22 protein-coding genes are annotated in these 23,354 nt (G+C 64.6%); 17 read left to right on the top strand and 5 right to left on the bottom strand.

Going from position 1 to position 23,354, the window contains the following annotated elements:
* Positions 1–37 precede the first annotated feature (37 nt).
* A complete protein-coding gene (locus JQ573_RS05270; protein WP_212311403.1) occupies positions 38–472 on the bottom strand; it encodes a MarR family winged helix-turn-helix transcriptional regulator in 435 nt (144 codons plus the stop codon).
* A 286-nt stretch (positions 473–758) separates the two neighbouring features.
* Here JQ573_RS05270 and JQ573_RS05265 point away from each other — a divergent pair, with 286 nt between their 5' ends.
* The 8 genes from JQ573_RS05265 to JQ573_RS05230 all read left to right on the top strand — a co-directional run bounded on the left by JQ573_RS05265 (position 759) and on the right by JQ573_RS05230 (position 9,225).
* Positions 759–1,658: a CHAD domain-containing protein gene (locus JQ573_RS05265; RefSeq protein WP_249131224.1), complete on the top strand. Its 900-nt coding sequence runs from the start codon at positions 759–761 to the stop codon at positions 1,656–1,658.
* A 152-nt stretch (positions 1,659–1,810) separates the two neighbouring features.
* Positions 1,811–2,083, top strand: coding sequence for a helix-turn-helix transcriptional regulator (locus JQ573_RS05260; protein WP_212311404.1), 273 nt, complete (start codon positions 1,811–1,813; stop codon positions 2,081–2,083).
* Positions 2,080–4,095 (top strand): hydrogenase 4 subunit B, encoded by a 2,016-nt coding sequence (gene hyfB, locus JQ573_RS05255; RefSeq protein WP_249131223.1) that lies wholly within the window; start codon positions 2,080–2,082, stop codon positions 4,093–4,095. The genes JQ573_RS05260 and hyfB overlap by 4 nt, the downstream gene beginning before the upstream one ends.
* A complete protein-coding gene (locus tag JQ573_RS05250; RefSeq protein WP_212311405.1) occupies positions 4,086–5,042 on the top strand; it encodes a respiratory chain complex I subunit 1 family protein in 957 nt (318 codons plus the stop codon). The genes hyfB and JQ573_RS05250 overlap by 10 nt, the downstream gene beginning before the upstream one ends.
* Complete coding sequence (locus JQ573_RS05245) at positions 5,042–5,704, top strand: hydrogenase-4 component E (RefSeq protein ID WP_212311406.1); 663 nt, start codon at positions 5,042–5,044, stop codon at positions 5,702–5,704. The genes JQ573_RS05250 and JQ573_RS05245 overlap by 1 nt, the downstream gene beginning before the upstream one ends.
* Positions 5,701–7,149, top strand: coding sequence for a hydrogenase 4 subunit F (locus JQ573_RS05240; RefSeq protein ID WP_212311407.1), 1,449 nt, complete (start codon positions 5,701–5,703; stop codon positions 7,147–7,149). The genes JQ573_RS05245 and JQ573_RS05240 overlap by 4 nt, the downstream gene beginning before the upstream one ends.
* Before the next feature lie 18 nt (positions 7,150–7,167).
* Positions 7,168–8,679, top strand: coding sequence for an NADH-quinone oxidoreductase subunit C (locus JQ573_RS05235; RefSeq protein WP_212311408.1), 1,512 nt, complete (start codon positions 7,168–7,170; stop codon positions 8,677–8,679).
* Positions 8,680–8,691: 12 nt separating this feature from the next.
* Positions 8,692–9,225 carry an NADH-quinone oxidoreductase subunit B family protein gene (locus JQ573_RS05230; RefSeq protein WP_212311409.1) on the top strand — a complete coding sequence of 178 codons (534 nt, stop codon included), beginning with the start codon at positions 8,692–8,694 and terminating at the stop codon, positions 9,223–9,225.
* Positions 9,226–9,275: 50 nt separating this feature from the next.
* Here JQ573_RS05230 and JQ573_RS05225 read toward each other — a convergent pair whose 3' ends face one another.
* The gene (locus tag JQ573_RS05225; protein WP_212311410.1) at positions 9,276–10,286 is read right to left on the bottom strand and encodes a LacI family DNA-binding transcriptional regulator; all 1,011 of its coding nucleotides are present in this window, start codon (positions 10,284–10,286) and stop codon (positions 9,276–9,278) included.
* A 98-nt stretch (positions 10,287–10,384) separates the two neighbouring features.
* Here JQ573_RS05225 and JQ573_RS05220 point away from each other — a divergent pair, with 98 nt between their 5' ends.
* From JQ573_RS05220 to JQ573_RS05205, 4 genes are all read left to right on the top strand, one after another.
* The gene (locus tag JQ573_RS05220; RefSeq protein WP_212311411.1) at positions 10,385–11,257 is read left to right on the top strand and encodes a phytanoyl-CoA dioxygenase family protein; all 873 of its coding nucleotides are present in this window, start codon (positions 10,385–10,387) and stop codon (positions 11,255–11,257) included.
* 77 nt (positions 11,258–11,334) lie between these two features.
* Positions 11,335–12,681, top strand: coding sequence for an MFS transporter (locus tag JQ573_RS05215; RefSeq protein WP_212311412.1), 1,347 nt, complete (start codon positions 11,335–11,337; stop codon positions 12,679–12,681).
* 3 nt (positions 12,682–12,684) lie between these two features.
* Positions 12,685–13,545: a sugar phosphate isomerase/epimerase gene (locus JQ573_RS05210; RefSeq protein ID WP_212311413.1), complete on the top strand. Its 861-nt coding sequence runs from the start codon at positions 12,685–12,687 to the stop codon at positions 13,543–13,545.
* Between the two features lie 61 nt (positions 13,546–13,606).
* The gene (locus JQ573_RS05205) at positions 13,607–15,112 is read left to right on the top strand and encodes a hypothetical protein (protein WP_212311414.1); all 1,506 of its coding nucleotides are present in this window, start codon (positions 13,607–13,609) and stop codon (positions 15,110–15,112) included.
* A 14-nt stretch (positions 15,113–15,126) separates the two neighbouring features.
* On the opposite strand, the gene JQ573_RS05200 is transcribed toward JQ573_RS05205, so the two are convergent.
* Both JQ573_RS05200 and JQ573_RS05195 read right to left on the bottom strand, forming a co-directional pair.
* Positions 15,127–15,978, bottom strand: a complete 852-nt coding sequence (locus JQ573_RS05200; RefSeq protein WP_212311415.1) for a division plane positioning ATPase MipZ — start codon at positions 15,976–15,978, stop codon at positions 15,127–15,129.
* A 224-nt stretch (positions 15,979–16,202) separates the two neighbouring features.
* A complete protein-coding gene (locus JQ573_RS05195; protein WP_212311416.1) occupies positions 16,203–16,991 on the bottom strand; it encodes a crotonase/enoyl-CoA hydratase family protein in 789 nt (262 codons plus the stop codon).
* A gap of 103 nt (positions 16,992–17,094) precedes the next feature.
* Here JQ573_RS05195 and JQ573_RS05190 point away from each other — a divergent pair, with 103 nt between their 5' ends.
* The 5 genes from JQ573_RS05190 (at position 17,095) to JQ573_RS05170 (ending at position 21,169) form a co-directional block, all read left to right on the top strand.
* Positions 17,095–17,664, top strand: a complete 570-nt coding sequence (locus JQ573_RS05190) for a TetR/AcrR family transcriptional regulator (protein ID WP_212311417.1) — start codon at positions 17,095–17,097, stop codon at positions 17,662–17,664.
* Between the two features lie 37 nt (positions 17,665–17,701).
* Positions 17,702–18,460, top strand: a complete 759-nt coding sequence (locus tag JQ573_RS05185) for an SDR family NAD(P)-dependent oxidoreductase (protein ID WP_212311418.1) — start codon at positions 17,702–17,704, stop codon at positions 18,458–18,460.
* Positions 18,461–18,572: 112 nt separating this feature from the next.
* Positions 18,573–19,496 carry a glutathione S-transferase family protein gene (locus tag JQ573_RS05180; RefSeq protein ID WP_212311419.1) on the top strand — a complete coding sequence of 308 codons (924 nt, stop codon included), beginning with the start codon at positions 18,573–18,575 and terminating at the stop codon, positions 19,494–19,496.
* Between the two features lie 224 nt (positions 19,497–19,720).
* A complete protein-coding gene (locus JQ573_RS05175) occupies positions 19,721–20,755 on the top strand; it encodes an LLM class flavin-dependent oxidoreductase (protein WP_212311420.1) in 1,035 nt (344 codons plus the stop codon).
* A 69-nt stretch (positions 20,756–20,824) separates the two neighbouring features.
* Complete coding sequence (locus JQ573_RS05170) at positions 20,825–21,169, top strand: hypothetical protein (protein WP_212311421.1); 345 nt, start codon at positions 20,825–20,827, stop codon at positions 21,167–21,169.
* Positions 21,170–21,251: 82 nt separating this feature from the next.
* On the opposite strand, the gene JQ573_RS05165 is transcribed toward JQ573_RS05170, so the two are convergent.
* On the bottom strand, positions 21,252–22,802 hold the full coding sequence (locus JQ573_RS05165) for a porin (RefSeq protein ID WP_212311422.1): 1,551 nt from the start codon (positions 22,800–22,802) through the stop codon (positions 21,252–21,254).
* Between the last annotated feature and the right edge of the window lie 552 nt (positions 22,803–23,354).

Raw genomic sequence — 23,354 nt, 5'->3', positions numbered from 1 at the left:
GTGACGCGAACCGGTACCCGTTTCGCTTGAAGGCACGCTAGCCGTCCTTGTCCTTCGGAAATTTCTCTTGCAGGCTGGTCAGCCAGCGCGATACCACGTCGATCTCCGCTTCCGAAAACCCGTCCATCAGACGGTTGTTGATCACCCTGGTCCGCGTTGCGGCGCGCTTGCCGAGCTCCTGCCCCGCGGCGGTCAGATGGAGCCGCTGGCTGCGCCCGTCCTCACCGTCGCGCCGTCGCTTCACGAGACCCGCACGCTCCATCCGGTCGGCTAGCCCCGTCATCGCCGACGGCACGATGTCGACCGCCTGCGAGACGTCGCCGATCAGCGCGCCGTCATTGCGCCCGAGGAAGAACAGCACGCCCGCCTGCGCCGACGTCAGATCGTGCGCGGCCGTCTCCTGCTCGATGGCGCGCTGCAGCCGCCGATAGGCCACGGTCAGAAGGAAGATCAACCGGTGTTCCGCTTTCATGTCGCTGTTATATATTTCGCGTGCGAAATATCAAGATACTTCGTGCGCGAAATATCTGGCGATTTCCGTTTGCCGTTTTGCGGCGCCTCAATGCACCGGCATCCAAGGCCCGTAAAATACGCAAATGAGCCCTCTCAACCGCTTTGATTGCGACATTTTGATCGCGACGCCGGACCGCTGCACTGCGCTCCAGCAGAAAACCCTTGATCGACAACGACCAAACGGGAAATCTTCCATCCGGGAGCCGCGGTTTGCATTGCGGCTCGGGCGGGGTCACGAGAGTGTCATGACGTCAGCGGCAAGTTCGGACAGGGACCGCGTTGTCCGCCCGAAGCGGCTACGCCATCTCAGCGAAGCCATGCGTTGTGAGACCGCGTTTCGCCTGATCCTGTCCGAATGCCTCGAGGAAGTCGCAACCAACCACGAGGCCCTGAGCTCCGGCGATCCCACAGCGCTCCACCAGACCCGCATTGCACTGACGCGGCTGAAGGCGGCGATCGCCTTCTACGGCCCGATGGTGGCGGACACCGAATGGACGCGGCTGAAATCCGAGTTGAAATGGCTGAGCGCCTATCTCAGCGCAACGCGCGACCTCGACGTTGCGATCGACAACAGCAAAGGGCTGCCGGAAGAGCGCATGCTCCAGACAGCGCGAACCGATGCGTTCGAAGCGCTCAAGGAAGCCTTGCAAAGCGACCGTTACTGGCAATGGTTCGACGGCATGTGGGACTGGGTCGGCAGCGGCCCCTGGAGCACGCGGCAGAACCGCCGTGCCGCGCAACGGCGCGCCGTGCCGGTCTCGGTCTTTCACGCGCGCCGCCTGGCGCGCTGGCATGGCAAGCTGTGCCAGAAGAGCCGCGGGCTGCAGGGCATGGGCAAGAACAAGCGCCACCGCGTCCGTCTCGCCAGCAAGCGGCTGCGCTACGCCATCGAGTTCTCGGAAGGCGGATTGCCCCCCGACGAATACGCGTCATGGCGGACCGTCCTCAAGCATCTGCGCAAGGGGCAGCAGCTACTCGGCGAATTGAACGATGACGAGGTCCGCCGCGCGCTGCTCGAAAGTGCCGATGCCCTCGCGCGGCGCGCCGACGAGCGCAAGGCCAAGCACCAGCGCGTGCATGAGCGCAAACGCAAGAGCCGCCTGCTGCGCCGCGCTGCAGACGTCTACCGGAAGATCGCCAACTGAAGCGCATCGGCGGCGGCGCGGATGCGGGCCCGAATTGATGGTTGCGCTAGAATTGATGTATAAAACATCACTTATTGGACTTGCCGCATCACTACTTGATGTGCATAAATGACATCCAAACAGACCCGACTCTCAATCGACGGCTTTGATCGATGATCACCGCGGCGCAGCTCCGGGCTGCCAGAGCCTTGCTTGGCATTGACCAAAGGCAGCTCGCCGAGCTGTCCGGACTTTCGGTGCCGACCATCCAGCGCATGGAGGCGAGCGAGGGCACCATTCGCGGCAATGTCGACTCGCTTGTGAAACTGATCGACGCGCTCGGCACGGCCGGCGTCGAGGTCGTCAACGAGGGCGCCGTCAGCAGCGGCGGCGGCCGCGGCGTGCGACTGAAGGCCGGATCCGGCTCGCCGAAGGTGCAGACATGATCCAGGCGGTCACTCAGCAGGTCTGGTGTGTTGCCGCACTGCTGGGAACGACCGCTCTCGCAATCGCAACGACCCGATCGCGCCGATCGACAGCCATCGTCTACGGCGCGACCTTTGCGATTTCGCTGGTCGCATTGGCCGGAGCCCTGTTCTCGCTCATCTCCCACGCCAGCGCGACGGAACTGATACTGCCGATCGGCTTGCCGTGGCTGGGATCGCATTTCCGCCTCGACGCGCTCGCGGCATTCTTTCTTGCCGTGGTCAATCTCGGCGGTGCGGCCGCAAGTCTTTATGGCCTCGGCTATGGCAATCACGAGTCCGCGCCGCAGCGCATCCTTCCCTTCTTTCCGGCATTCCTGGCCGGGATGAACCTCGTTGTGCTGGCCGACGATGCGTTCACCTACCTGCTGTGCTGGGAATTCATGTCGCTTGCGTCCTGGGCGCTCGTGATGGCGCACCACCGCGATGCGGACAATGCGCGCGCGGGCTACGTCTATCTCGTCATGGCAAGCTTCGGAACGCTCGCTTTGTTGCTCGCTTTCGGCCTGCTGTCGGGATCTGGCGGCAGCTACGGTTTTGCGGCCATCCGCAGCGCCCAGCACACCCCGTCCGAAGCCGCCCTGGTGCTCGCGCTGATGCTGCTCGGCGCCGGATCAAAAGCCGGCCTGGTTCCGTTGCACGTGTGGCTGCCGCTGGCCCATCCCGCAGCACCAAGCCATGTCTCGGCGCTGATGAGCGGCGTGATGACCAAGGTCGCGATCTATGGGTTCATCCGCGTCGTGTTCGATCTGCTCGGGCCGCCAAGCTGGTCGGCGGGTGTCGTGGTGCTGGTCCTCGGCGGCGCGACCGCTGTGATGGGGATCCTCTATGCGCTGATGGAAAAGGATCTCAAGCGCCTGCTCGCCTACAGCACGATCGAGAACATCGGCGTCATCTTCGCAAGCCTCGGCCTTGCACTGGCATTTCAGGCGAACGGCCTCGGCCTGGCAGCGGCCCTCGCCTTCACGGCGGCATTGTTCCACGTGCTCAACCATTCGTTCTTCAAGAGCCTGCTGTTCTTCTGCGCCGGCGCCGTGCTGACGTCGACCGGCGAACGCGACATGGAGAAGCTGGGCGGCCTGATCCACCGCATGCCGCTCACCAGCTTCGTCTTTCTCGTCGGCTGCGTTGCGATCTCGGCGCTTCCGCCGTTCAACGGGTTCGTCTCCGAATGGCTGATGTTTCAGGCCGTTCTGCAGAGTCCCGATCTGCCGCAATGGCTACTGAAGATCATGGTGCCCGCAGTCGGCGCCCTGTTGGCGCTGGCGGCGGCGCTCGCCGCCGCATGCTTCGTCAAGGCCTTCGGCATCACGTTCCTCGGCCGCGCGCGGAGCCCGGCCGCGCAAGCCGCAAGCGAAGTCGATCGCTATTCGCTTGCCGCGATGTTCAGCCTCGCCGCGCTCTGCTTCCTCGCCGGCATTCTGCCGGGCGTTGTGATCGACGCGCTCTCGCCCGTCGCACAGGCCATCATCGGCCACCGGATGCCGGTTCAGGCGAACGACCCCTGGCTCTCGATCGTGCCGATCGAGGAGAGCCGTAGTTCCTATAATGGATTGCTCGTCTTTGTTTTCATCACGGCCGCGGCATCACTGGCGGTGTATTTCATCCATCGCTTCGCGTCGCGCGCGATCAGGCGCGGGCCGGCCTGGGGTTGCGGCTTCACCGATCCGACACCGGCCGCACAGTATTCCGGAGCGAGCTTCGTCCAGCCGATCCGCCGCGTGTTCGGCACCTTGGTTTTCCAGGCCCGCGAGCATGTCGACATGCCTTCGCCGGGCGAATTGCGGCCGGCCCGCTTCAGGGTCGATATGCACGATCTGGTCTGGGAGCGGTTATATACGCCCGTGACTGACGTCGTTTGGTTTTGCGCCGATCGGCTGAACCAGCTCCAGTTCCTGACCATTCGCCGCTACCTCAGTCTGGTGTTCGTAACCCTCGTCACATTGCTGCTGGCGCTCGCGATATGGTCGTGATCTCGGACATCCTCGTTCAGTTGGGCCAGATGACGCTCGTGCTGCTGCTCGCGCCGCTGCTGACCGGCGTCGTGCGCAAGGTCAAGGCCCGCCTGTTGCGTCGGAGGGGAGCGTCGATCTTCCAACCCTACCGCGACCTGCTGCGGCTGCTTCGCAAAGAGGTCGTGCTCGCCGAAAACGCGTCCTGGCTGTTCCGTGTCACGCCCTACATAACGTTCGCGGCCATCTGGGTCGCCGCGGCGCTGGTCCCGACATTTGCGACCGGCTTGCAATTCAACTGGAGCGCCGACCTGATCGCGATCGTCGCCCTGCTCGGCAGCGCGCGCTTCTTCCTCGCACTTGCCGGCATGGATGTCGGCACCAGCTTCGGCGGCATCGGCTCCAGCCGCGAGGTGATGATCGCAGCGTTGGCCGAGCCAGCCATGTTGTTGATGGTGTTCTGCGTCGCGCTCATTGCCGGCTCCACCCAGCTGTCAACGGTCGCGACCTTCATGGCGTCGTCCGAAGTGGGACTGCGCGTCTCGCTCGGCATGGCGATGATTGCCCTCATCATGGTGGCGCTTGCCGAAAACGCGCGCATCCCGGTCGACAACCCGGCGACGCATCTGGAGCTGACCATGGTGCACGAGGCGATGATCCTCGAGTATTCCGGGCGTCACCTTGCCATGATCGAGTTTGGCGCCTTTCTCAAGCTGCTGCTGTACATTTCCCTGATCATCTGCGTGTTCTTCCCGTGGCAGATCACCACCGAGGGTGCGGGTCCGCTGTCCTATCTGGTGAGCGTCGCCGCCTACATCCTCAAGCTTGCGGTCGCAAGCTTCCTGCTTGCCGTGTTCGAGACCGCGACGGCGAAGGTGCGGGTTTTCCGTGTCCCCGAGTTCCTCGGCGCCGCGCTCATGCTCGGCCTGCTCGGCACGCTGCTTCGGTTCGTGTCACGGAGCTTCTGATGCATAACCTCGCCTTCGACATCGCCCATCTGCTCGCCGGCGGGCTTGTGCTGATCAGCTTCATGATGCTGTACCAGGACCGCCTGTATGCGCTGCTGAACATCTTCGCACTTCATGCAGTGGTGCTGGCGCTTTCGGTCGCGTGGCAGGCCTACGTGCAGAACGCACCGCATCTCTACGTGACGGCCGTGATCGCGCTGGTCTTCAAGGCGACCATCATCCCGGTGGCGCTGCACCGGATCGTCAAGCAGCTCGGCATTCATCGCGATATCGAGACCTCGGTAGGTATCGGCCTGACCATGCTGGCGGGCATGGGGCTCGTCGCCCTCTCCATGATGGTGATGCTCCGCGTGACCGGCGCCGCCGATCCGCTGGCGCGGGAAGACCTCGCCTTTGCACTGTCGGTGGTGCTGCTGGGATTGCTCGTCATGGTGACGCGACGCAACGCGGTCAGCCAGGTCGTCGGCTTCATGTCGCTGGAGAACGGATTGGTGCTGGCCGCGACCGGCGCCAAGGGCATGCCGCTCGTCGTGGAGATCAGCGTCGCGTTTTCGATCCTGATCGCGTTCATCGTCATCGGCGTGTTCCTGTTCCGGATTCGGGAGCGGTTCGACACCGTCGACGTCGGCGCACTCGATGAATTCAGGGGAGAGCGGCGATGACTGCGGCGTCGGATGCGGTCGCCTGGGTTCTACTGATACCGATCTGCGCCGCGGCGGTGCTTGCGGCGCTGCCCGGCTACCGCCTGACCGCAGCGCTCAATATCCTCGCCAGTCTCGGCACCTTGCTGGCCGCGCTTTCGCTGCTCGTCATCGAGCGCCCGCAACCCAGCCCGTACCTGCTGATTGACGATCTCAACATCGTCTTCATCGTACTCAACACCTTCGTGGGCTTCACCACGAGCGTGTTCAGCGCGAGCTATATCGCCCACGAACTCGAGACCGGGCGGCTCACGCCGGGCTATCTGCGATTCTACCATGCCATGTATCAGGTCATGATGTTCGGCATGAACCTCGCATTCGTGTCGAACAATATCGGCCTGATGTGGGTTGCAGTCGAGATCGCCACGCTGACCACCGTCCTGATGGTCGGCATCTACCGGACCCATGCGGCGCTGGAGGCCGCCTGGAAGTATTTCATCCTCGGCAGCGTCGGTATCGCGCTCGCGCTGTTCGGTACGATCCTAGTGTACATGGCGGCACGGCCGGTCATCGGCGAGGGCCAGGACGCCATGGTCTGGACGGTGTTGATCAGCCGCGCGGCGACGTTCGACCCGGCATTGCTCAACGTCGCCTTCATCTTCCTGCTGCTCGGATACGGCACCAAGGTTGGCCTGGCGCCGCTGCACGCCTGGCTGCCGGATGCCCACGCCGAGGGCCCGACCCCGATCTCCGCCGTGCTCTCCGGCCTCTTGCTCAACGTTGCGCTCTACGCTGTGCTCCGCTTCAAGATCCTGCTCGCCGCCAATCCGGATGCGATATCGCCGGGCCCGCTGATGGTGACGATGGGGCTGACCTCGCTGCTGTTCGCAGCCTTCATGCTTTACCGCCGCCGCGACATCAAACGGCTGTTCGCCTATTCCTCGATCGAGCACATGGGCATCATCGTGTTTGCGTTCGGGATGGGTGGCCCGCTCGCCAACTTTGCCGGCCTGCTGCACATGGTGATGCACAGCCTCACCAAGTCGGGGATCTTCTACGCCGTCGGCCACATCGCACAGGTGAAGGGCACGCAGCGGATCGCCAACATTCGCGGCCTGACCGAAACCCATCCGGCCCTCGGCTGGAGTCTCGTGATCGGCGTGGTCGCGATCGCCGGCCTGCCGCCGCTCGGCATCTTCATGAGCGAATTTCTCATCGTCAGTTCCACCTTCGCGCGCCAGCCGCTGCTCGCCATCCCGCTGGTCTTCGGCCTGCTGCTTGCCCTCGGCGCGCTGATCCTGCGCCTGACCAGCCTTGCTTTCGGCGAGCCGCGCGGCAGTGTCGCGCCGGCGGATGCATCCTATTTGCCGATGTTCGCGCATTTCGCGCTGGTGCTGACTGCGGGCATCTACCTTCCGGGACCGCTGGTTGTCTGGTTCCAGCACGTCGCCAACCTCCTGGGCTAGCGCGAGGGAGAACGGGATATGCCGAAATTGATCGATCTGATCCAGGCGGGCCGCAAGGTCGAACGGCACTATCCGTGGCCACGCGCAGTGGTGGACGACGACGTCTGGCGCTCCGCCGCCAGCGCCCTCGCCGATGGCGGCTTGAGCCTGCTCGGGCTATGGGGCGAAGCATCGTGCGTGCATATGGCCATCCTCGACGACCGCACCTCCGATATCGGCGTGATCAGCCTGGATTGTCCCGATCGCCAATTCCCGTCGGTCGCGGCCTATCATCCTCCGGCGCTCCGACTGGAGCGCACCGTCCACGACCTGTTCGGGCTTCAGGCCGCGGGCACGCCGGATCCCCGTCCCTGGCTCGATCATGGCCGATGGCAAATGCGTTTCCCGCTGGGCGAACGTCTCGATGCATCACCGGATGCGGCGCCTTATCAATTCCTTCCGGCCGAAGGGGACAGCCTGCATCAGATTCCGGTCGGCCCCGTGCATGCCGGCATCATCGAGCCCGGACATTTCCGCTTTACGGCGAGCGGCGAGACCGTGGTCCGCCTGGAGCAGCGGCTCGGCTACACCCATAAGGGCATCGAAGGGCTGATGGCTGGGAGCACCATCGAGCAGGCCGCGCGGCTCGCCGGCCGGGTCTCCGGCGACAGCACGGTCGCCTATGGACTGGCATTCGCGCAAGCCGTCGAGGCCGCGCAGCAGATTGCCGTGCCCCCCCGCGCGCTGTTGCTGCGTGCGCTGATGGCCGAGCTCGAGCGACTGGCCAATCATCTCGGTGACATCGGAGCAATCTGCAACGATGCGTCATTTGCGCTGATGCAGGCACATTGCGCCGTGCTGCGCGAGTGCGTGCTGCGCGCGGCCGACGTTGCATTCGGCCACCGCCTGATGCGCGACCTTATCGTTCCCGGCGGCGTCGCACGCGACATCGCCAGCGACGGACCCAACGCAATCCGGGCCGCGCTCGACCAGATCCGCCGGCATTTCCCTGCGCTGGTCGAACTCTACGACAACACCGCCTCGTTGCAGGATCGCACCGTCACCACCGGCATCGTGACCCCGGCGCTCGCCCGGCAATTCGCAGCCGGTGGCTATGTCGGGCGCGCAAGCGGCCGCAACCATGACGCCCGACGCAGCCCCGGCTATCTCCCCTATGATGGTCTGCGTTTCGACGTCCCCGTTCTCAGCGATGGCGACGTCAACGCCCGCGTCTGGATCCGGATCCGGGAAGTCGAGCAGAGTCTTGCGCTGACGGACCAGATCCTGATCGGCCTCGAGGGCGGCCCCGTCAGAGTGTCGCTGCAAGGTGCGACCGAGCCTTGCGAAGGCATCGCGCTGGTCGAAGGTTTCCGGGGCGACATTCTGGCCTGGCTGCGCCTGAACGGCGATCGGATCGAGCGATGTCATCTGCGCGATCCGTCATGGTTTCAGTGGCCCCTGCTCGAGGCAGCGATCGAAGGCAACATCGTGGCGGACTTCCCACTCTGCAACAAGTCGTTCAACTGCTCCTATTCGGGGCAGGACCTCTGAGGACCGCAGGCGATGCGCAAACTTTTGTTCCAGAGCCTGTTTCGCCAGCCCTTGACCGAACAGGCGCCGCGTCCGGACGACACTGCGCTCGCGGAGCTCGCGGCCACGGTCGGTCGCACCGCACGACGACGCCTCGGCCGCAGCCTTTCGATCCGCGAGGTCGATGCAGGCTCGTGCAATGGATGCGAGCTGGAAATTCACGCGCTGAGCAATGCGTATTACGATGTCGAACGGTTTGGAATCCGGTTCGTCGCCTCGCCGCGTCACGCCGATGTCCTGCTCGTCACAGGTCCGGTCACGCAGAACATGCGCGAGGCGCTGGAGCGCACATACCGCGCGACCCCCGATCCCAAATGGGTCGTCGCTGTGGGCGATTGCGCCAGGGATGGCGGATGCTTTGCCGGCAGCTATGCGGTGGTTGGCGGGGTCTCGGCAGTTGTACCTGTCGATCTCCATATTCCGGGTTGCCCTCCTTCGCCGATGGCCATTCTGCGTGGCCTCATCAGCTTGATCGAGGTGGCGGAGTCCGGCACCGCGGCAAAATGAGAGCAGAGACGCGTTAGCGACCTGCGCCCGCCTGTAGCGGCCGGCGATCGCTAACCGCTGTCGCGCAGCACCAGCTCGAAGCCGAGATCGATGCGGCGCTCACCGCCGCGCTCCAGCATCAGCGTCGCCGCGGTGCGGCCGATCGCGTCACCATGCACGCTGATCGTGCTCAATGTCGGCGAGATCAGCTGGCCCATTTCGAGATCGCCGAGCCCGATCACGGCGACCGGCTGTGCCGACGCGGGCCCGTCGCGCAGCAGGCCGGCCTTGCGCAGCCCCGACATGAAGCCGATCGCATGCGCATCGTTGGCGGCGAACACCGCGTCGACATCGGGCAGGCGCGCATGCGCCGCCACGCTGCCGGAATCCTTGCGGTCGAGGATCAGCCGGCGCGGCTCGGCGAGACCGCTTGCCAGCGCCTCGTCCCGGAAGCCGAACCAGCGCCGCGTGCCGCGCGGATCATCGCCGCCGATGAAGGCGAGCTGCCTGCGCCCTTGTGCAACCAGATGCTTCGCGACAGCGACACCGGCCTGGTAATTGTCGAAGCCCGCGACCGCATCGATCGGGTTGGCCGGCAGATCCCAGGTCTCGACGATCGGAATCCGCGCATTGCGCAGCAGGCGGCTGCCCTCCTCGGTCGCCGGCGAGCCGACCATGATGATCGCCTCCGGCCGCCGCGACAGCAGCGCCGCCAGCACGCGATCCTCGCGCACCGCATCGTAGCGCGACTGCGCCAGGATCACGGAGAAGCCGAGCGGCTCGAGCTTGTCGGACAGACCCTGCACCGTGTCGGCGAAGATCGAGTTGGCGATGGTCGGCACCAACACGCCGACCGAATTGGTCCGTGCACTCGCCAGCGCGCCTGCCACCAGGTTCGGGACATAGCCGAGGTCGCGCATCGCCCGCTCGACCCGCGCCCGGGTCTCGGGGGCGACGAGGTCAGGCATCCGCACCACCCGGCTCACCGTGATCGAGGAGACGCCGGCGCGCTTGGCCACCTCTGAAAGGGTGGGCGCGGCACCGGTCGGGCCGGTCCCGGGTTCGGTCAGGTCGGAGCTCATGGGCCGGACCCTGCACGATTCCGGGTTGCCAAGCCATGATGTTAGCGCTAGCATTGCCTAATGTTAGCGCTAACATGAAACAATAGGGGAGAAGCGGCATGATTTCGGACGAGCAGGCCCAGGCCTACAAGCGCGACGGGGTGATCGTGGTCCCCGAGGTGCTGAACCAGGAGACCCTCGGCAAGGTCCGCACGGTACTCGCCGAGCTGGTGGCCGGCGCCGCTGCTGTCAGCGAGCACACCGACGTCTACGACCTCGAGCCGGGCCATACGCCGGAGACTCCGCGCGTCCGCCGCATCAAGGCGCCGCACAAGGTGCACCCGATCTTCGACGAGATCGTCCGCAGCCCCGCCGTGATCTCGATCCTCACCAAGTTGATCGGCCCCGGGCTTCGGCTGCACGGCGCCAAGCTCAACATGAAGTCGGCGCAATACGGCTCGCCGGTCGAGTGGCATCAGGACTGGGCGTTCTATCCGCACACCAATGACGACATCCTCGCGATCGGCGTGCTGCTCGACGATTGCGATATCGAGAACGGCCCGATGCTGGTGACGCCGGGATCGCACACCGGCAGCACGATGTGGGATCATCACGGCGAGGACGGCTGCTTCGCCGGCTTGATCGATCCGGACCAGATCCAGGACGATATCAAGCGCGCGGTGCCCTGCATGGGCAAGGCCGGCAGCATGTCGTTCCACCACGTGCGCGCGCTGCACGGCTCGGCGACCAACACGTCGGACCGGCCGCGCAACCTGCTTCTCTATGAAGTGGCCGCCAGCGACGCCTGGCCGCTGATGGGCGTGAAGGACTTTGACGAATTCAACAGCCGCCTGCTGGCGGGTCCGCCGGTGGTCACACCGCGGCTGACCGACGTGCCGGTACGGATGCCGCTGCCGCCAGCCAAGCGACAAGGATCGATCTACGAGACCCAGTCGGCGTCGAAGAAATCCTACTTCACGCGCGCCGCCTGAGACTGACGACAATGCCCGCGGCCAGCCGCGGGCATTGCTGCTTTCAAGACATAAAAAACAAAACAACGGGGAAACGAATGACCGAGATGGCAACAGATGGCGCTCGCACATCGCGCCTGCGTGTGATCCTGGCCGCAAGCATCGGCTCCGCGCTCGAATGGTACGATTTCTTCCTGTATGGCACCGCGGCCGCGCTGGTGTTCGGCGAGCTGTTCTTTCCGAAGAGCGATCCGGTGGTCGGCACGCTGCTGTCGTTCCTGACCTTCGGCGTCGGCTTCGTGGTGCGGCCGTTCGGCGGCCTCATATTCGGCATCCTCGGCGATCGCTATGGCCGCAAGCCGGTGCTGGTCGCAACGCTGTTGATGATCGGCATCGGCACCACCGCGATCGGCTTCCTGCCGACTTATGCGCAGATCGGCGTGTGGGCGCCGATCCTCCTGGTCGCGATGCGCGTCATCCAGGGCCTCGGCGCCGGTGCCGAGTATGGCGGCGCGGTGATCTACCTCGTGGAGAACGCGCCGCCGAAGCATCGCGGCTTCTGGGGCGGCTTCGCGCCGCTCGGTGTCTCCGTCGGCAATCTGCTCGCCGCCGCCGCCTTCGCGCTGGTGACGATGCTGCCGCGCGAGGCCCTGATGAGCTGGGGTTGGCGGCTGCCGTTCCTGGCGAGCTTCCTCCTGATCGTCGTCGGCATCTTCGTCCGTATGCGGATCACCGAGACGCCGGTCTACACCCAGGCGGTGGTCGCGCGCGGCAAGGTCGAGAGCAATCCGGCGATGGAGGCGTTGCGCCGGCACCCGCGCAACTTCTTCGTCGTGCTCGGCGCCCGGATGGCCGAAAACGGGCTCGGCTATTTCTTCCCGGTGTTCGGCCTGAGCTACGTCATCACCACGTTGGGCGTACCGAAAGCGGAGGCGCTCAGTGCTCTGATGCTGGCCTTCACGATCGAGCTGTTCGCCATCCTCGGCTTTGCGGCGTTGTCGGACCGGATCGGACGGCGGCCGGTCTACATGTTCGGCGCGCTGGCCGGCGTGGCGCTTTCCTTCCCGTTCTTCTGGATGGTCGGCACCAAGGAATGGGTCATGATTGCGCTTGCGTTCATACTGGCACGCGCCGTGGTGACGGCGGCAATGTTCGGGCCGCAAGCGGCGTATTTCGCCGAACTGTTCCCGCCGCAACGCCGCTTCGCCGGCTTTGCCTTCGCGCGTGAGCTCGGCTCGCTTCTGTCAGGCGGCCCGGCGCCGTTCGTCGCCACCGCGTTGGTGGCGGCCTACGGCACCTGGTGGCCGGTTGCCTGCTACGCGATGTTCCTGTCGGCTTGTACGGTGGTTGCGATCTGGATCGGACCGGAGACCTATCAGGAGAACATCGCCGAAGACGCGAGCGAGCAGGCCGAGCTGCCCGCAGCGATCCCGGCACGGGCTTGATCGGTGGCGCAGCAACTGCGCGTCCTGCAGTCGCTCTGGGCGATGGAGCGACGGCTGGCGGATGAGGACGAATGGCCGCTGCAAACCCAGCTCGCGATGATCCGCGATGCCGCGTTTGACGGCGCCGGCGTGCGCTTCATCGATCCCGCTTTCGCGCGCGAGGTGACAGGCTTCCTTCGCGCGCATGGCATGATCTGGCAGGCGCAATGCTATCCGAAGAATGTTGACGATCTGAAGCCGGTGCTCGAGCTGGTGGCGGAGCTCGGCGCCGATCATGTCAACCTGCAGCCGGACATTCGGCCGCGCCGGATCGCAGATTGCATTCCCCTGCTCGAAGACTGGCGGCGGCTTGGCACGGAGGCCGGCGTCGCCGTGCATGTCGAGACCCATCGCGACCGCATGACGACCGACCTGCTCTTCACGCTCGATCTGCTCGACTGCTTCCCCGATCTGCGGCTGACCGCCGACCTCTCGCACTATCTGGTCGGCCGCGAATTCGCCTGGCCGATCGACGACGTCAATCATGCGATGATCCACCGCATCCTCGACCATGCCTGGGGCATTCACGGCCGCATCGCGAGCCGCGAGCAGGTGCAGATCTCGCTCGGCTTTCCACAGCATCAGGGCTGGGTGTCGCTGTTCATGGACTGGTGGGACTACGGCATCCGCTCCTGGCGGAAGCGCGCCGGGCCCGATGCGACCCTGACCTTCCTGTGCGAGCTCGGTCCCCCGCCCTATGCCATCACCGGACCCGACGGCAGGGAATTGTCCGACCGCTGGCAGGACGCGCTGGTCATGAAGGACATGATCCGCGCGCTGTGGGATCGCATCGCGAACGAGCCAAACGGCGCGGCATCGAGTTGATCCAGAGAAGCTGCGGCTGCATGCTGCGGCGAAGCGCCAATCAGAATGCCGTGACGCCCTTATGCGCGACCACCGGGTTCATCCTCCTCGACGCCTCGCCTGCGTCATTGTGCTCGCCATTGCGGCCTTTGCCGAGCCGAAGGCCGCCGCGGCAGAGCTGACGCTCGACGTCGCCGCCATGCCGCGAGTTGCGACCATCGACCCGCGCTTCCAGTCCTACAACATCGAGATGGTCGAGGTGACCGGCGGTCGATTTTGGAAACCCTATGCCGTCGCACGGCGGGGTGCGAAGCCGGACCGGTTCGCGGCGCGCACGCCGATCGATCTGCACGATAGCAGGCTACGCAAGCTCGCAGCAGCGCTCGCTCCCGCCTACCTTCGCGTGAGCGGGACCTGGGCCAACAGCACGTTCTTTACGGATTCCGACGCGCCACCATCGGCGCCACCGGCCGGCTTCAAGGGCGTGCTGACGCGACAGCAGTGGCAGGGCGTGATCGACTTCTCGCACGCCGTCGACGCCCCCCTCGTCACATCTTTAGCGATCAGCGCCGGCACGCGCGACGCTGACGGCCGATGGAGCTCCGAACAGGCCCGGCAGCTTCTCGCTTTCACGCGATCGGCCGGCGGGCAGATCACCGCAGCGGAGTTCATGAACGAGCCCGATCTGCCGGCCATCGGCGGCGCCCCCGAGCACTACGATGCCGCGGCCTACGGCCGCGATTTCGCAACGTTCCGCGCATTCATGAAGGACACCGCGCCCGACGCGGCGATCCTCGGCCCAGGCACGATCGGAATCGGCGTGGATACAAAGGCCCTCTTTGCGGTTTCAGCGGCGGGCATCGACGCGGTCTCCTACCATCATTATGGCGCGCTCTCGGCGCGATGCTCCGGCGATCGCACGGCACAGCAGGCCTTGTCAGACCAATGGCTGGCACGAGCCGGCAAGACACTCGCCTTCTACCGGGCGCTGCGCGAGCGGCTTGCACCGGGCAAGCCGATCTGGCTGACCGAGACCGCGGAGACCGCGTGCGGCGGCAATCGCTGGGCTGCGACCTTCACCGATACGTTCCGCTATCTCGATCAGCTCGGGCAGCTTGCCAAGGCGGGCGTTCAAGTGGTGATGCACAACACGCTTGCCGCGAGCGACTACGGGCTGCTCGACGAGCAAACCCATCTGCCGCGGCCGAACTACTGGACCGCGCTGCTATGGCGACGGCTGATGGGAACCACCGTGCTCGATGCCGGCGTCGGCGAGCAACCCGGTCTCCACGTCTATGCGCATTGCGCGCGCGATCTGCCTGATGGAATAGCCCTGCTCGTCATCAACAATGACCGGCGGATGCGGCGCAAGCTGACGATGTCGGCGGCATCGCAACGCTACACATTGGCGAGCGAAAGGCCTGTCGACGGCAATGTTCAGCTCAATGGCCGCACGCTTGCGCTTGGGCCTTCCGACCAGATGCCCGCCCTGAATGGCGAGCCGGCCCCGGCGGGAGCAATCGTCTTCGCTCCCGCAACGATCACGTTCCTGACCGTTGCCAATGCGGGCAACACCAACTGCCGGTAACGATCCGACCGCGTCTACGCCGCGTCGCGACTGACGTCGGCGGATTCCGACGGGCGCGCCACCAGGTGACCCAGCATGATGGCGGTCATCAGCCGCTCCATCTCGAGCCATGCGGTGACATGCGACATGGTCGGCCGGCCACCGAGCGCGAGCTGATTGACGTCGTCGACCGCGGTCAATCCGCGCGGATAGAACTCGCGGAAGATCACCCGCTCGACCAGGCCGTCGACCAGGCGGAAACTCAGGGTCTTCGATAGTTCGTTGAGGGCTTCGCCGACCAGCCGCTTGTTGCGTGAACCAATCGTCGAGAGGCGGTTGCGCAGCACCACCCACTCGAATGCCGGCTGATCCTGCGCGCGGCGCTCGCGCCGCGCTTCCTCCACCATCTTCGAATAGTGGCTGATGCCGGTCACCTTGAAGTCGTTAGGATCGACGGTGCCGAGCACGTCGAAGTCGAGGAAGCTGTCGTTCAGCGGCGTAATCAGCGTGTTCGCCAGCGAATGCGTGAACGTCGTCAGATAGGTGTCGTGGCCGGGGCAGTCGATGACGACGAAATCGTGCGACCGGCTGAGCCGCTCGACGATCTCGGCAAGCGCGCTGCGGCCGAGCGTCTCGACTTCACTGCTTCTGCCGCTCACCGTCTCGAAGCACATATGCGCCGGGATATCGAGATTCAGCGAGGTTTGCCGCGCCCAATCCCGCCGGTTATCGACGTAGTGCGTCAGCGACTTCTGCTTGTTGTCGAGATCGATGGTGGCGACACGCTGACCCGCCTTGATCAGCGCGATGGCGACATGCATGGCAATTGTCGACTTGCCCGAGCCGCCCTTGTTATTTCCGACAACAATTACTCGTGCGTTTGTCATGGGAATCCATACCGGACGCTTGAGTGAAAGCAGGACGAAATAGCATTTAATGAATGGATTCGAATCTCCCTGATTCGACGAATCTCGACAAGAGTCGTCGCACGATCATCGTGATCGAAATTGATGCGGCTGCGACAACATTGTCACAACCGCAATCCGAGCACGTATCGTGAACGCAGCGAGCGCCGCTGAGACTAGCGCCCCAGGGACCAGCGCCGCTGCGACTAGCGTCCCTGGAACACCGCGGCGCGGCGCTCGACGAACGACTTGATGCCCTCGGCCGCATCTGATGTGTTGAGCACGCGTTCGCGGATCTGCGGGATGATCGCAATTGCCGCCTGCTCGCCGGCTTCGATGAACTTGCGGCCCGCCTCTTTCGTCACCTGGATTCCAAGCGGCGCGTTGCGCGCGATGATCTCTGCAAGCGCCATCGCGCGCTCGATCTGCTGACCGGCCGGCACGACTTCCTGCACGAGGCCGATCCGATGCGCTTCTGCGGCACTGAACTCGTCGCACAGCAAGAGGTGATACATCGCATCACCCCACCCGGCGCGGCTGATGTAGCGGAAATGCGCGCCGGCCAGCGGCGCGATGCCGCGCCTGGCTTCCATCTGGCAGAACCGGCTGTCGTCGGCGGCAATGACGATATCGCCGGCCAGCATCATCTCGATGCCGACGGTGAACACGATGCCCTGCACCGCCGTGATGATCGGCTTCCGGCACCGCTTCGACAGTCCAAAGGGATCGACATTGCCCTCCGGCAGCGGCTTGCGGCTCGCCGTCGGACCAAAGAACTTCGGCATGTCGAGACCCGCGGTGAAACTGCCGCCGGCGGCACACAGCACGCCGACCCAGAGCCCGTCATCATTGTCGAGCAGCGTCAGCGCGTCGGACAGCTCAGCCATCATCTCCGGGCTGAAGGCGTTCTTCTTCGCCGGATTGTCGATGATGACCTTCAGGATGTGATCATGCCGCTCGTGGCGGACCCGCCCTTCGCTCGCGCTGCCGGACATCTGTTCCTCCCTGCTTTGTGACTGAAATTTTCTGGATGATGGTTGTCATTCAGATGCATGATGGTCATAATCCAGGAAGAGAGTCAAACAGGGGCACTGCGAAATGGGCCATTCCCAGGCCGACAAGGCTAGGAGCCGTGAGCGCATCCTGAACGAGGCTGCGACGCAGATCCGCGACAAGGGGCTCGACGCGCTCAGCATCGGAAGCCTGATGCAGCAGGTGAAGCTGACCCATGGCGGCTTCTATGGCCACTTCGCCTCGCGTTCCGACCTGATCGCCGCGGCGCTGGAACAGGCGCTGACCTTGGGTGAGGCGTCGGCGCGCGCGTCGCGCGATCCCGACAAGCCGGTCAGCGTCAACGCCCTGGTGCGAAGCTATCTCAGCCGCAGCCATCGCGACTCGCCGAAGTCGGGCTGCGCGATCGGCGCGCTGATCTCCGATGTCGGCCGCGCCGATGAGCAGTGCCGCGCGGTGATGGAACCGCACATCGAATCCTTCATCGCCAAGGTCGCCGAGACGTTCGGCGACGCTGACGACAGCGGCGCAATCGTCGCGGTGAGTGCGATGGTCGGCGCACTCGCGATCTCGCGCGTCATCACCGATCCGAAGCGGTCCGATGCCATTCTGCGGACGGTGCGCGATGCCATCGTCGCGATGGCGTCCGACCAATGATTTCGCCCGCGCCGCGGGCACCTTGATGGAGTGAGCCATGAACGACCGATCCGCCCTCGAGCCGACCGCTGTGCAGGGAAGCGTGCTGATTGCCGGCGTCGGCGCATCCCACGGCCTCGGCGCCGCGATCGCGCGCCGCTTTGCGGCCGGTGGCTATCCCGTCGCGATCGCCGGGCGCAACGCCGAGAAGCTCGCCGCGACCGCGGCTGAACTCGCAGCAACCGGCGCCAGGGTCACCCATGTCGTGGGCGATGCCTCAACTGCCGCGGATGTCGCCCGCTTCGTCGAGGCTGCCGGGAAGCTCGCGCCGCTGGCGATGGCCGTGCACAATGCAGGCTCCAACCGGCCGGCGCCGTTCCTCAAGGTCACCGAGCAGCGCTTCGAGGAGCACTGGCGCGAACACGCGCTCGGCGGATTCCAGCTCGCACAGGCCGCGATCCCTGCCCTGCTTGCGCGCGGCGGCGGCACGCTGGTGTTCACCGGCGCCAGTGGCTCGTTGCGCGGCAAGGCCAACTACTCGCCATTCGCCTCCGCCAAGGCCGCGCTGCGCGCGCTGGCGCAGAGCGTGGCGCGGGAGTTCGGGCCGCAGGGCATTCATGTCGGCCATGTCGTGGTCGACGGCGGCATCGAGGGCGATCGCCTGCTGAGCATGCGCCCGCAATTGAAGGACGACCGCGGTCCGGACGGGCTGCTCAACATCGCAGCCATCGCGGACGCCTATTGGGTGCTGCATCATCAGCATCGCAGCGCATGGACGCTGGAGCTCGACCTGCGGCCATGGGCGGAATCGTTCTGACGGCACGGCGCCGTCGTCGTTCTCCAAAGGAAATGGGTTGCGATCCGCCGAAATCTTGTCAGGCTGTGCGACAAGGTCCGAGGAGATCGCAGCCCTATGCCGGGAGAAGGCCATGTCGCAGCCCACGCCGATCCTGCATCATTTCGATCAATCGCCGTTCTCAGAGAAAATCCGCATCATCTTCGGATTCAAGAAGCTCGCCTGGAACTCGGTACGGATTTCCCGGATCATGCCGAGGCCGGATCTGATGCCGATGACCGGCGGCTATCGCCGTACACCGACGATGCAGATCGGCGCGGACATCTATTGTGACACCCAGATCATTATCCGCGAGCTGGAGCGGCGCTATCCGACGCCGACGCTGTTTCCCGCGGGCCATGCCGGGATGCCCTGGGCGCTCGGCATGTGGACCGACCGGCCGTTCTTCCAGAACACGGTCACCCTCGCGTTCGGCTTCATCGGCGACAAGGTCCCGCAGGATTTCATCGAGGATCGCGAGAAGCTGCGCGGCGCCAAGTTCGATGTCGCCGCCATGGCCGCGGCGCTGCCGCAGATGCGCGACCAGTTCCGCGCCAATGTCGACTGGATCGAGGCGCAACTCGGTGACGGCCGACAGTGGCTGTTCGGCGAGTTCAGCCTCGCCGACGTCAGCGCTTACATGAATGTGTGGTACGCACGGCAGAGCGTCGCCACGATCGACGAGATCGTGAAGCCCTTGCCGCGCCTTGCGGCCTGGGAGGAGCGCGTCCGCGCGATTGGCCACGGCGCGCGCACGGAGATGTCGTCAGCCGACGCGCTCGAGATCGCGGCGAAGTCGCGGCCGGAGTCGCCTGTTTTCGGCGACCCTCTGGATCCGAACGGTCGCAAGCCCGGCGACATCGTCAGCGTGATGCCGGACGACTACGGCAAGATCCCAGTCCGCGGCGAGATCGTCTCGCTGTCGGCGCAACACATCGCGATCCGCCGGTCCGACGAACGCACAGGCGAGGTCGTGGTGCATTTCCCGCGGGCCGGCTTCCTGGTCATCCCGGGCTGATCGCCGCAGCCTCGGCCGCAGGCCGAGTACAAGCGACCTGGAAACGCTGCGTTTCGCGGCGTGACCTTGTCGGGCCGCGAACAGGCAATAGCTCCACTGCATCTCCAACCGAAGGCTCCACAGCGCAGGCTTGCGGACATCTCCGCAGCAACACGACCTTTCGGCCTGCGTGCGATGGGTGGCCCGTGGCGGATGCTCCGCCACGCCGACAACTGGACTGATTGATGACGACCTCTCTCGAATTCGGGCTCGACACATTCGGCGACGTCACCAAGGACGCCGCCGGTACGCCGCTGTCCCACGCCCAGGTGATCCGCAACGTCGTCGACGAGGCGGTGCTGGCCGATCAGCTCGGGATCGATTTCATCGGGCTCGGCGAGCACCACCGGGCCGACTTCGCGATCTCCTCCCCCGAGACCGTGCTGGCGGCCATCGCCGCGCGCACCCAAAACATCCGCCTCGGCTCGGCGGTGACCGTGCTGAGCTCGGACGATCCGATCCGCGTCTTCCAGCGCTTCGCAACCGTCGACGCGGTCTCGAACGGCCGTGCCGAGGTGATCCTCGGCCGCGGCTCCTTCACCGAGTCGTTCCCGCTGTTCGGCTTCGACCTGCGGCAATACAGCGAGCTGTTCGAGGAGAAGCTCGACCTGTTCACCGAACTCCTGAAGCAGGAGCCGGTGAGCTGGCAGGGCAAGCTGCGACCGCCGCTCAGCGGCCAGTCGGTCTATCCGCCGGTCGAGCACGGCCGGCTGAAGACCTGGATCGGCGTCGGCGGCAGCCCGGAATCGGTGGTGCGCGCGGCGCATTATGACCTGCCGCTGATGCTCGCCATCATCGGCGGCGATCCCAAGCGCTTTGCGCCCTATGTCGACCTGCACCAGCGGGCCTACCAGCAGTTCGGCCGGACGCCGAAGCCGATCGGCGTGCATTCGCCGGGCTACGTTGCCGAGACCGACGCGCAAGCTCGGGAGGAGCTGTGGCCCGACTACAAGGTCATGCGTGACCGGATCGGCAAGGAGCGCGGCTGGCCGCCGATGAGCCGCGACGAGTTCGTGGCTGAGGCCGAGCACGGTTCGCTCTATGTCGGCGGGCCGGAAACCGTCGCCCGCAAGATCGCGGCGACCGTGAAGGCGCTCGGCGCTGCGCGCTTCCAGCTGAAATATTCGGCAGGCCCGATGCCGCACGAGAAGCTGATGACAAGCATCGAGCTCTACGGCAGCAAGGTGGTGCCGATGGTGCGCGATATGCTCGTCGCCTGATCGGCAAGAGCCAGCCACGCAAAGCAACCCCCCGGCGTTTGGACGCCGGGGACAAGTTGAAGATAGACCATGCGAAGCCCGGCTGCCCGGGACAATCGGATCAGCCCCAATCTTGGCTCAGAGATCGGGCCTTGCGGCGTGATACGTGAACGGGTCCGCCGCCCATCCTCGGCCGTGCCGCTCCAGCCAGCCGGCTGCCACCAACTTTCGACACGTTGGATTGACGCGCTGTATGGAGCCTTCCTCGCCGAAGATGCGCTCGGCAATCTGGCGTTCGGTAAGACCTGGTTGCTCGCGAATGAGGCGAATTATTTGTTGAGCTACCGTCATCGGTTGCCAAACGATCCATCGGTGGGGCGGGTAAGCATTAATGAACAGAATATGACATCGTACAAGAAGATGGCGCTCTTGTGAGAGCTGCTGCGTGGCTGAACAAAGCAAAACCCCCGGCGTTTCCACCGGGGGCTCTGTTAACTTGCAGTCAGATCAACCGGTATTACCAGTTGCGCTGAGCGCGGAGCAGCAGGGTAACCGTATTCTGGTCCTTCAGCTCGTAAAGAGCGGCAGGCTTGCCGATCGCGGCGCTGGGCGCCGAGACCGTACCAGCGTACTTCTGATCCAGGTGGGTGTAGGTCAGGTCTGCCGTGAAGGTCAGGTTCTTGACCGGGGTCCACTGGGTCTGGGTACCAATCTGCGCGATGTTGTAGTCGGGGTTGCAGGTCGTCATCACGCCGCCCAGAGCATTGAGGGTGGTACGAACCGAGCCGCCCACGCCACCGACGCCGCAGAGGAGGGTCTTAGCCGTATCGTTGTAGGTGATGCCGGCATAAGCACCGTAGATCGAGGTGTTCCAGTAGGGGCTCCAGTTGTGCACGTATGCACCGCGGAAACCCCAGGTCGTGACCAGCTGCTGCCCGGTGTTGACGCCACCGATGGCACCGAACACGCTGTCAGGAGCAACGCCGATACCAACGCTCTGGTACGCGCCGGGCAGACCGGTTCCACCATAAATGGTGTTCGCACCAGCCGAACCAGCGAGGTCCTGGATGTTGTAGCGCGTCGCACCGTTGGTATAGACGCCCTGGACGTTGATGGTATCGCCAGGTCCGGTCGGGATGTTCTTGATCGACAAGGCCAACTGACCAGCCCAGCCCCACTTGTCGTCCGGATGACCGGTCAACTCAGTGCCGCCGTAGTAGGCCGCGTGGTTGTCATGCGCCGCGAACGACGCCTGGAACAGACCCCAAGCCTGGTCGACGCGCAGCATCGCGACGAGGTCCGGAGAAATCGTGCCGGCGTAGTCGCTGGTGCCGTAAGCGCCACCCGCGAGGATGTTGTTCACGCCAGCCTGGTAGTAGGCCGTCTGATCCTGAGCCGACAGAGACAGCGACACGCCGTTGCCGAACTGAGCGGTGTAGGTGAACTGGTTCACACCAGTGATCGTACCGCCGCCGCCGACGAGACCGTCGAAGTTGTTGCCCGGATAGTTGGCCCACGGAGCCGAGAACTGCGAGACCGCCTTACCCATGGTGAAGCCGGCGAACTGGATGAAGGCGTAGTAGACGCCGACCGTACCGCCTGCAACCGCGCCGGAGTTGGCGTTGTTCGGAGCCTGAACCGCGCCGATCGGCGAGTAAACGGTCGCGCCGTTACCCTGTCCGGCGTAGGTGTCCGACGTCCACGAGAAGGTCGCATCGAAGAAGGTACGGACGACACCGTATTCGGTCGCCGTGCGCGTATCGATGTTCAGGTCTTCACGAGAGCGCCAAGTATAGCCGTTGGTGAACCGGTTGTTCGCACCGCCGGCACCCGAGGTGTTGCCGGTGTGATCCGAGTTCGAGTTCACGACGACGTCGGCACGCAGGTAGCCGCCCAGCTTGATACAGGTATCGGTGCCCGGGATGTAGTAGAAACCGGGACCATACAGGGAGCAAATCTTCACGTACTCGACCGCTTTGGCCTTGACGGGAAGATCGGCCGCCTGAGCTCCGCCGACCGCGACGAGAGCCGCCGCCGAGCCGAGGATAAGGCTCTTAACCATCTTCATGTTAAACCTCCAAGTTGCTCTATCTCAGGGAAGGTTCCGGATCCGCCGGGTAAAACACCCTCAGGTTGGTTCCCTTTGTCCCTTAAATCCCCGCTCAGTCGCTTCGCGCCTTCGGACACACCCGCATGAACGCGAGGGACTTAAGCGAACCACCTAAAACGGGACGACCTTGGGATGCCCCCCTCCGTCGCAGTTCCATATGAGACAGAAGGCCCCCGATCACGCAACAAAAGACCGCTCGCGTTGAGCCGAGTTGCGGCTGTTTTCGGGCAAATGTTGCACAAATATCACGGGCATTTGAACTGCGGCATATCGACAAGCAATTGAAATATAACGCCAATATTTGAGATACCGCTAGCGGACACAAGTTTGGGCAACACCGGGTGGAACGGTGTGCAAAACGCGTCGTCCTGCCGAGAAAGCGAAAATCGGTGCCCGTTCCGGCACCGCTGATTCCGGCTCCGTGCACAATATTTCGGCTCGAAAATGCCGGTATCTGAACGACATAGCCCGCCCCAAATACCGTCGACTCGCGCCTGAAAGGGGCATTCC

Origin of the sequence: Bradyrhizobium sp. AUGA SZCCT0105 (genome assembly GCF_018129565.1) — a bacterium.
Classification (GTDB): domain Bacteria; phylum Pseudomonadota; class Alphaproteobacteria; order Rhizobiales; family Xanthobacteraceae; genus Bradyrhizobium.
This window is presented reverse-complemented; position numbering and strand designations above follow the sequence as displayed.

Coding starts and splice junctions, on each gene's coding strand:
- JQ573_RS05235 (WP_212311408.1), top strand. CDS start 7,168: ATGCCGAAATTGATCGATCTGATCCAGGCGGGCCGCAAGGTCGAACGG.
- JQ573_RS05230 (WP_212311409.1), top strand. CDS start 8,692: ATGCGCAAACTTTTGTTCCAGAGCCTGTTTCGCCAGCCCTTGACCGAA.
- JQ573_RS05225 (WP_212311410.1), bottom strand. CDS start 10,286: ATGAGCTCCGACCTGACCGAACCCGGGACCGGCCCGACCGGTGCCGCG.
- JQ573_RS05270 (WP_212311403.1), bottom strand. CDS start 472: ATGAAAGCGGAACACCGGTTGATCTTCCTTCTGACCGTGGCCTATCGG.
- JQ573_RS05175 (WP_212311420.1), top strand. CDS start 19,721: ATGACGACCTCTCTCGAATTCGGGCTCGACACATTCGGCGACGTCACC.
- JQ573_RS05265 (WP_249131224.1), top strand. CDS start 759: ATGACGTCAGCGGCAAGTTCGGACAGGGACCGCGTTGTCCGCCCGAAG.
- JQ573_RS05200 (WP_212311415.1), bottom strand. CDS start 15,978: ATGACAAACGCACGAGTAATTGTTGTCGGAAATAACAAGGGCGGCTCG.
- JQ573_RS05205 (WP_212311414.1), top strand. CDS start 13,607: ATGCGCGACCACCGGGTTCATCCTCCTCGACGCCTCGCCTGCGTCATT.
- JQ573_RS05250 (WP_212311405.1), top strand. CDS start 4,086: ATGGTCGTGATCTCGGACATCCTCGTTCAGTTGGGCCAGATGACGCTC.
- hyfB (WP_249131223.1), top strand. CDS start 2,080: ATGATCCAGGCGGTCACTCAGCAGGTCTGGTGTGTTGCCGCACTGCTG.
- JQ573_RS05220 (WP_212311411.1), top strand. CDS start 10,385: ATGATTTCGGACGAGCAGGCCCAGGCCTACAAGCGCGACGGGGTGATC.
- JQ573_RS05215 (WP_212311412.1), top strand. CDS start 11,335: ATGACCGAGATGGCAACAGATGGCGCTCGCACATCGCGCCTGCGTGTG.
- JQ573_RS05180 (WP_212311419.1), top strand. CDS start 18,573: ATGTCGCAGCCCACGCCGATCCTGCATCATTTCGATCAATCGCCGTTC.
- JQ573_RS05195 (WP_212311416.1), bottom strand. CDS start 16,991: ATGTCCGGCAGCGCGAGCGAAGGGCGGGTCCGCCACGAGCGGCATGAT.
- JQ573_RS05185 (WP_212311418.1), top strand. CDS start 17,702: ATGAACGACCGATCCGCCCTCGAGCCGACCGCTGTGCAGGGAAGCGTG.
- JQ573_RS05170 (WP_212311421.1), top strand. CDS start 20,825: ATGCGAAGCCCGGCTGCCCGGGACAATCGGATCAGCCCCAATCTTGGC.
- JQ573_RS05245 (WP_212311406.1), top strand. CDS start 5,042: ATGCATAACCTCGCCTTCGACATCGCCCATCTGCTCGCCGGCGGGCTT.
- JQ573_RS05240 (WP_212311407.1), top strand. CDS start 5,701: ATGACTGCGGCGTCGGATGCGGTCGCCTGGGTTCTACTGATACCGATC.
- JQ573_RS05260 (WP_212311404.1), top strand. CDS start 1,811: ATGATCACCGCGGCGCAGCTCCGGGCTGCCAGAGCCTTGCTTGGCATT.
- JQ573_RS05190 (WP_212311417.1), top strand. CDS start 17,095: ATGGGCCATTCCCAGGCCGACAAGGCTAGGAGCCGTGAGCGCATCCTG.
- JQ573_RS05165 (WP_212311422.1), bottom strand. CDS start 22,802: ATGAAGATGGTTAAGAGCCTTATCCTCGGCTCGGCGGCGGCTCTCGTC.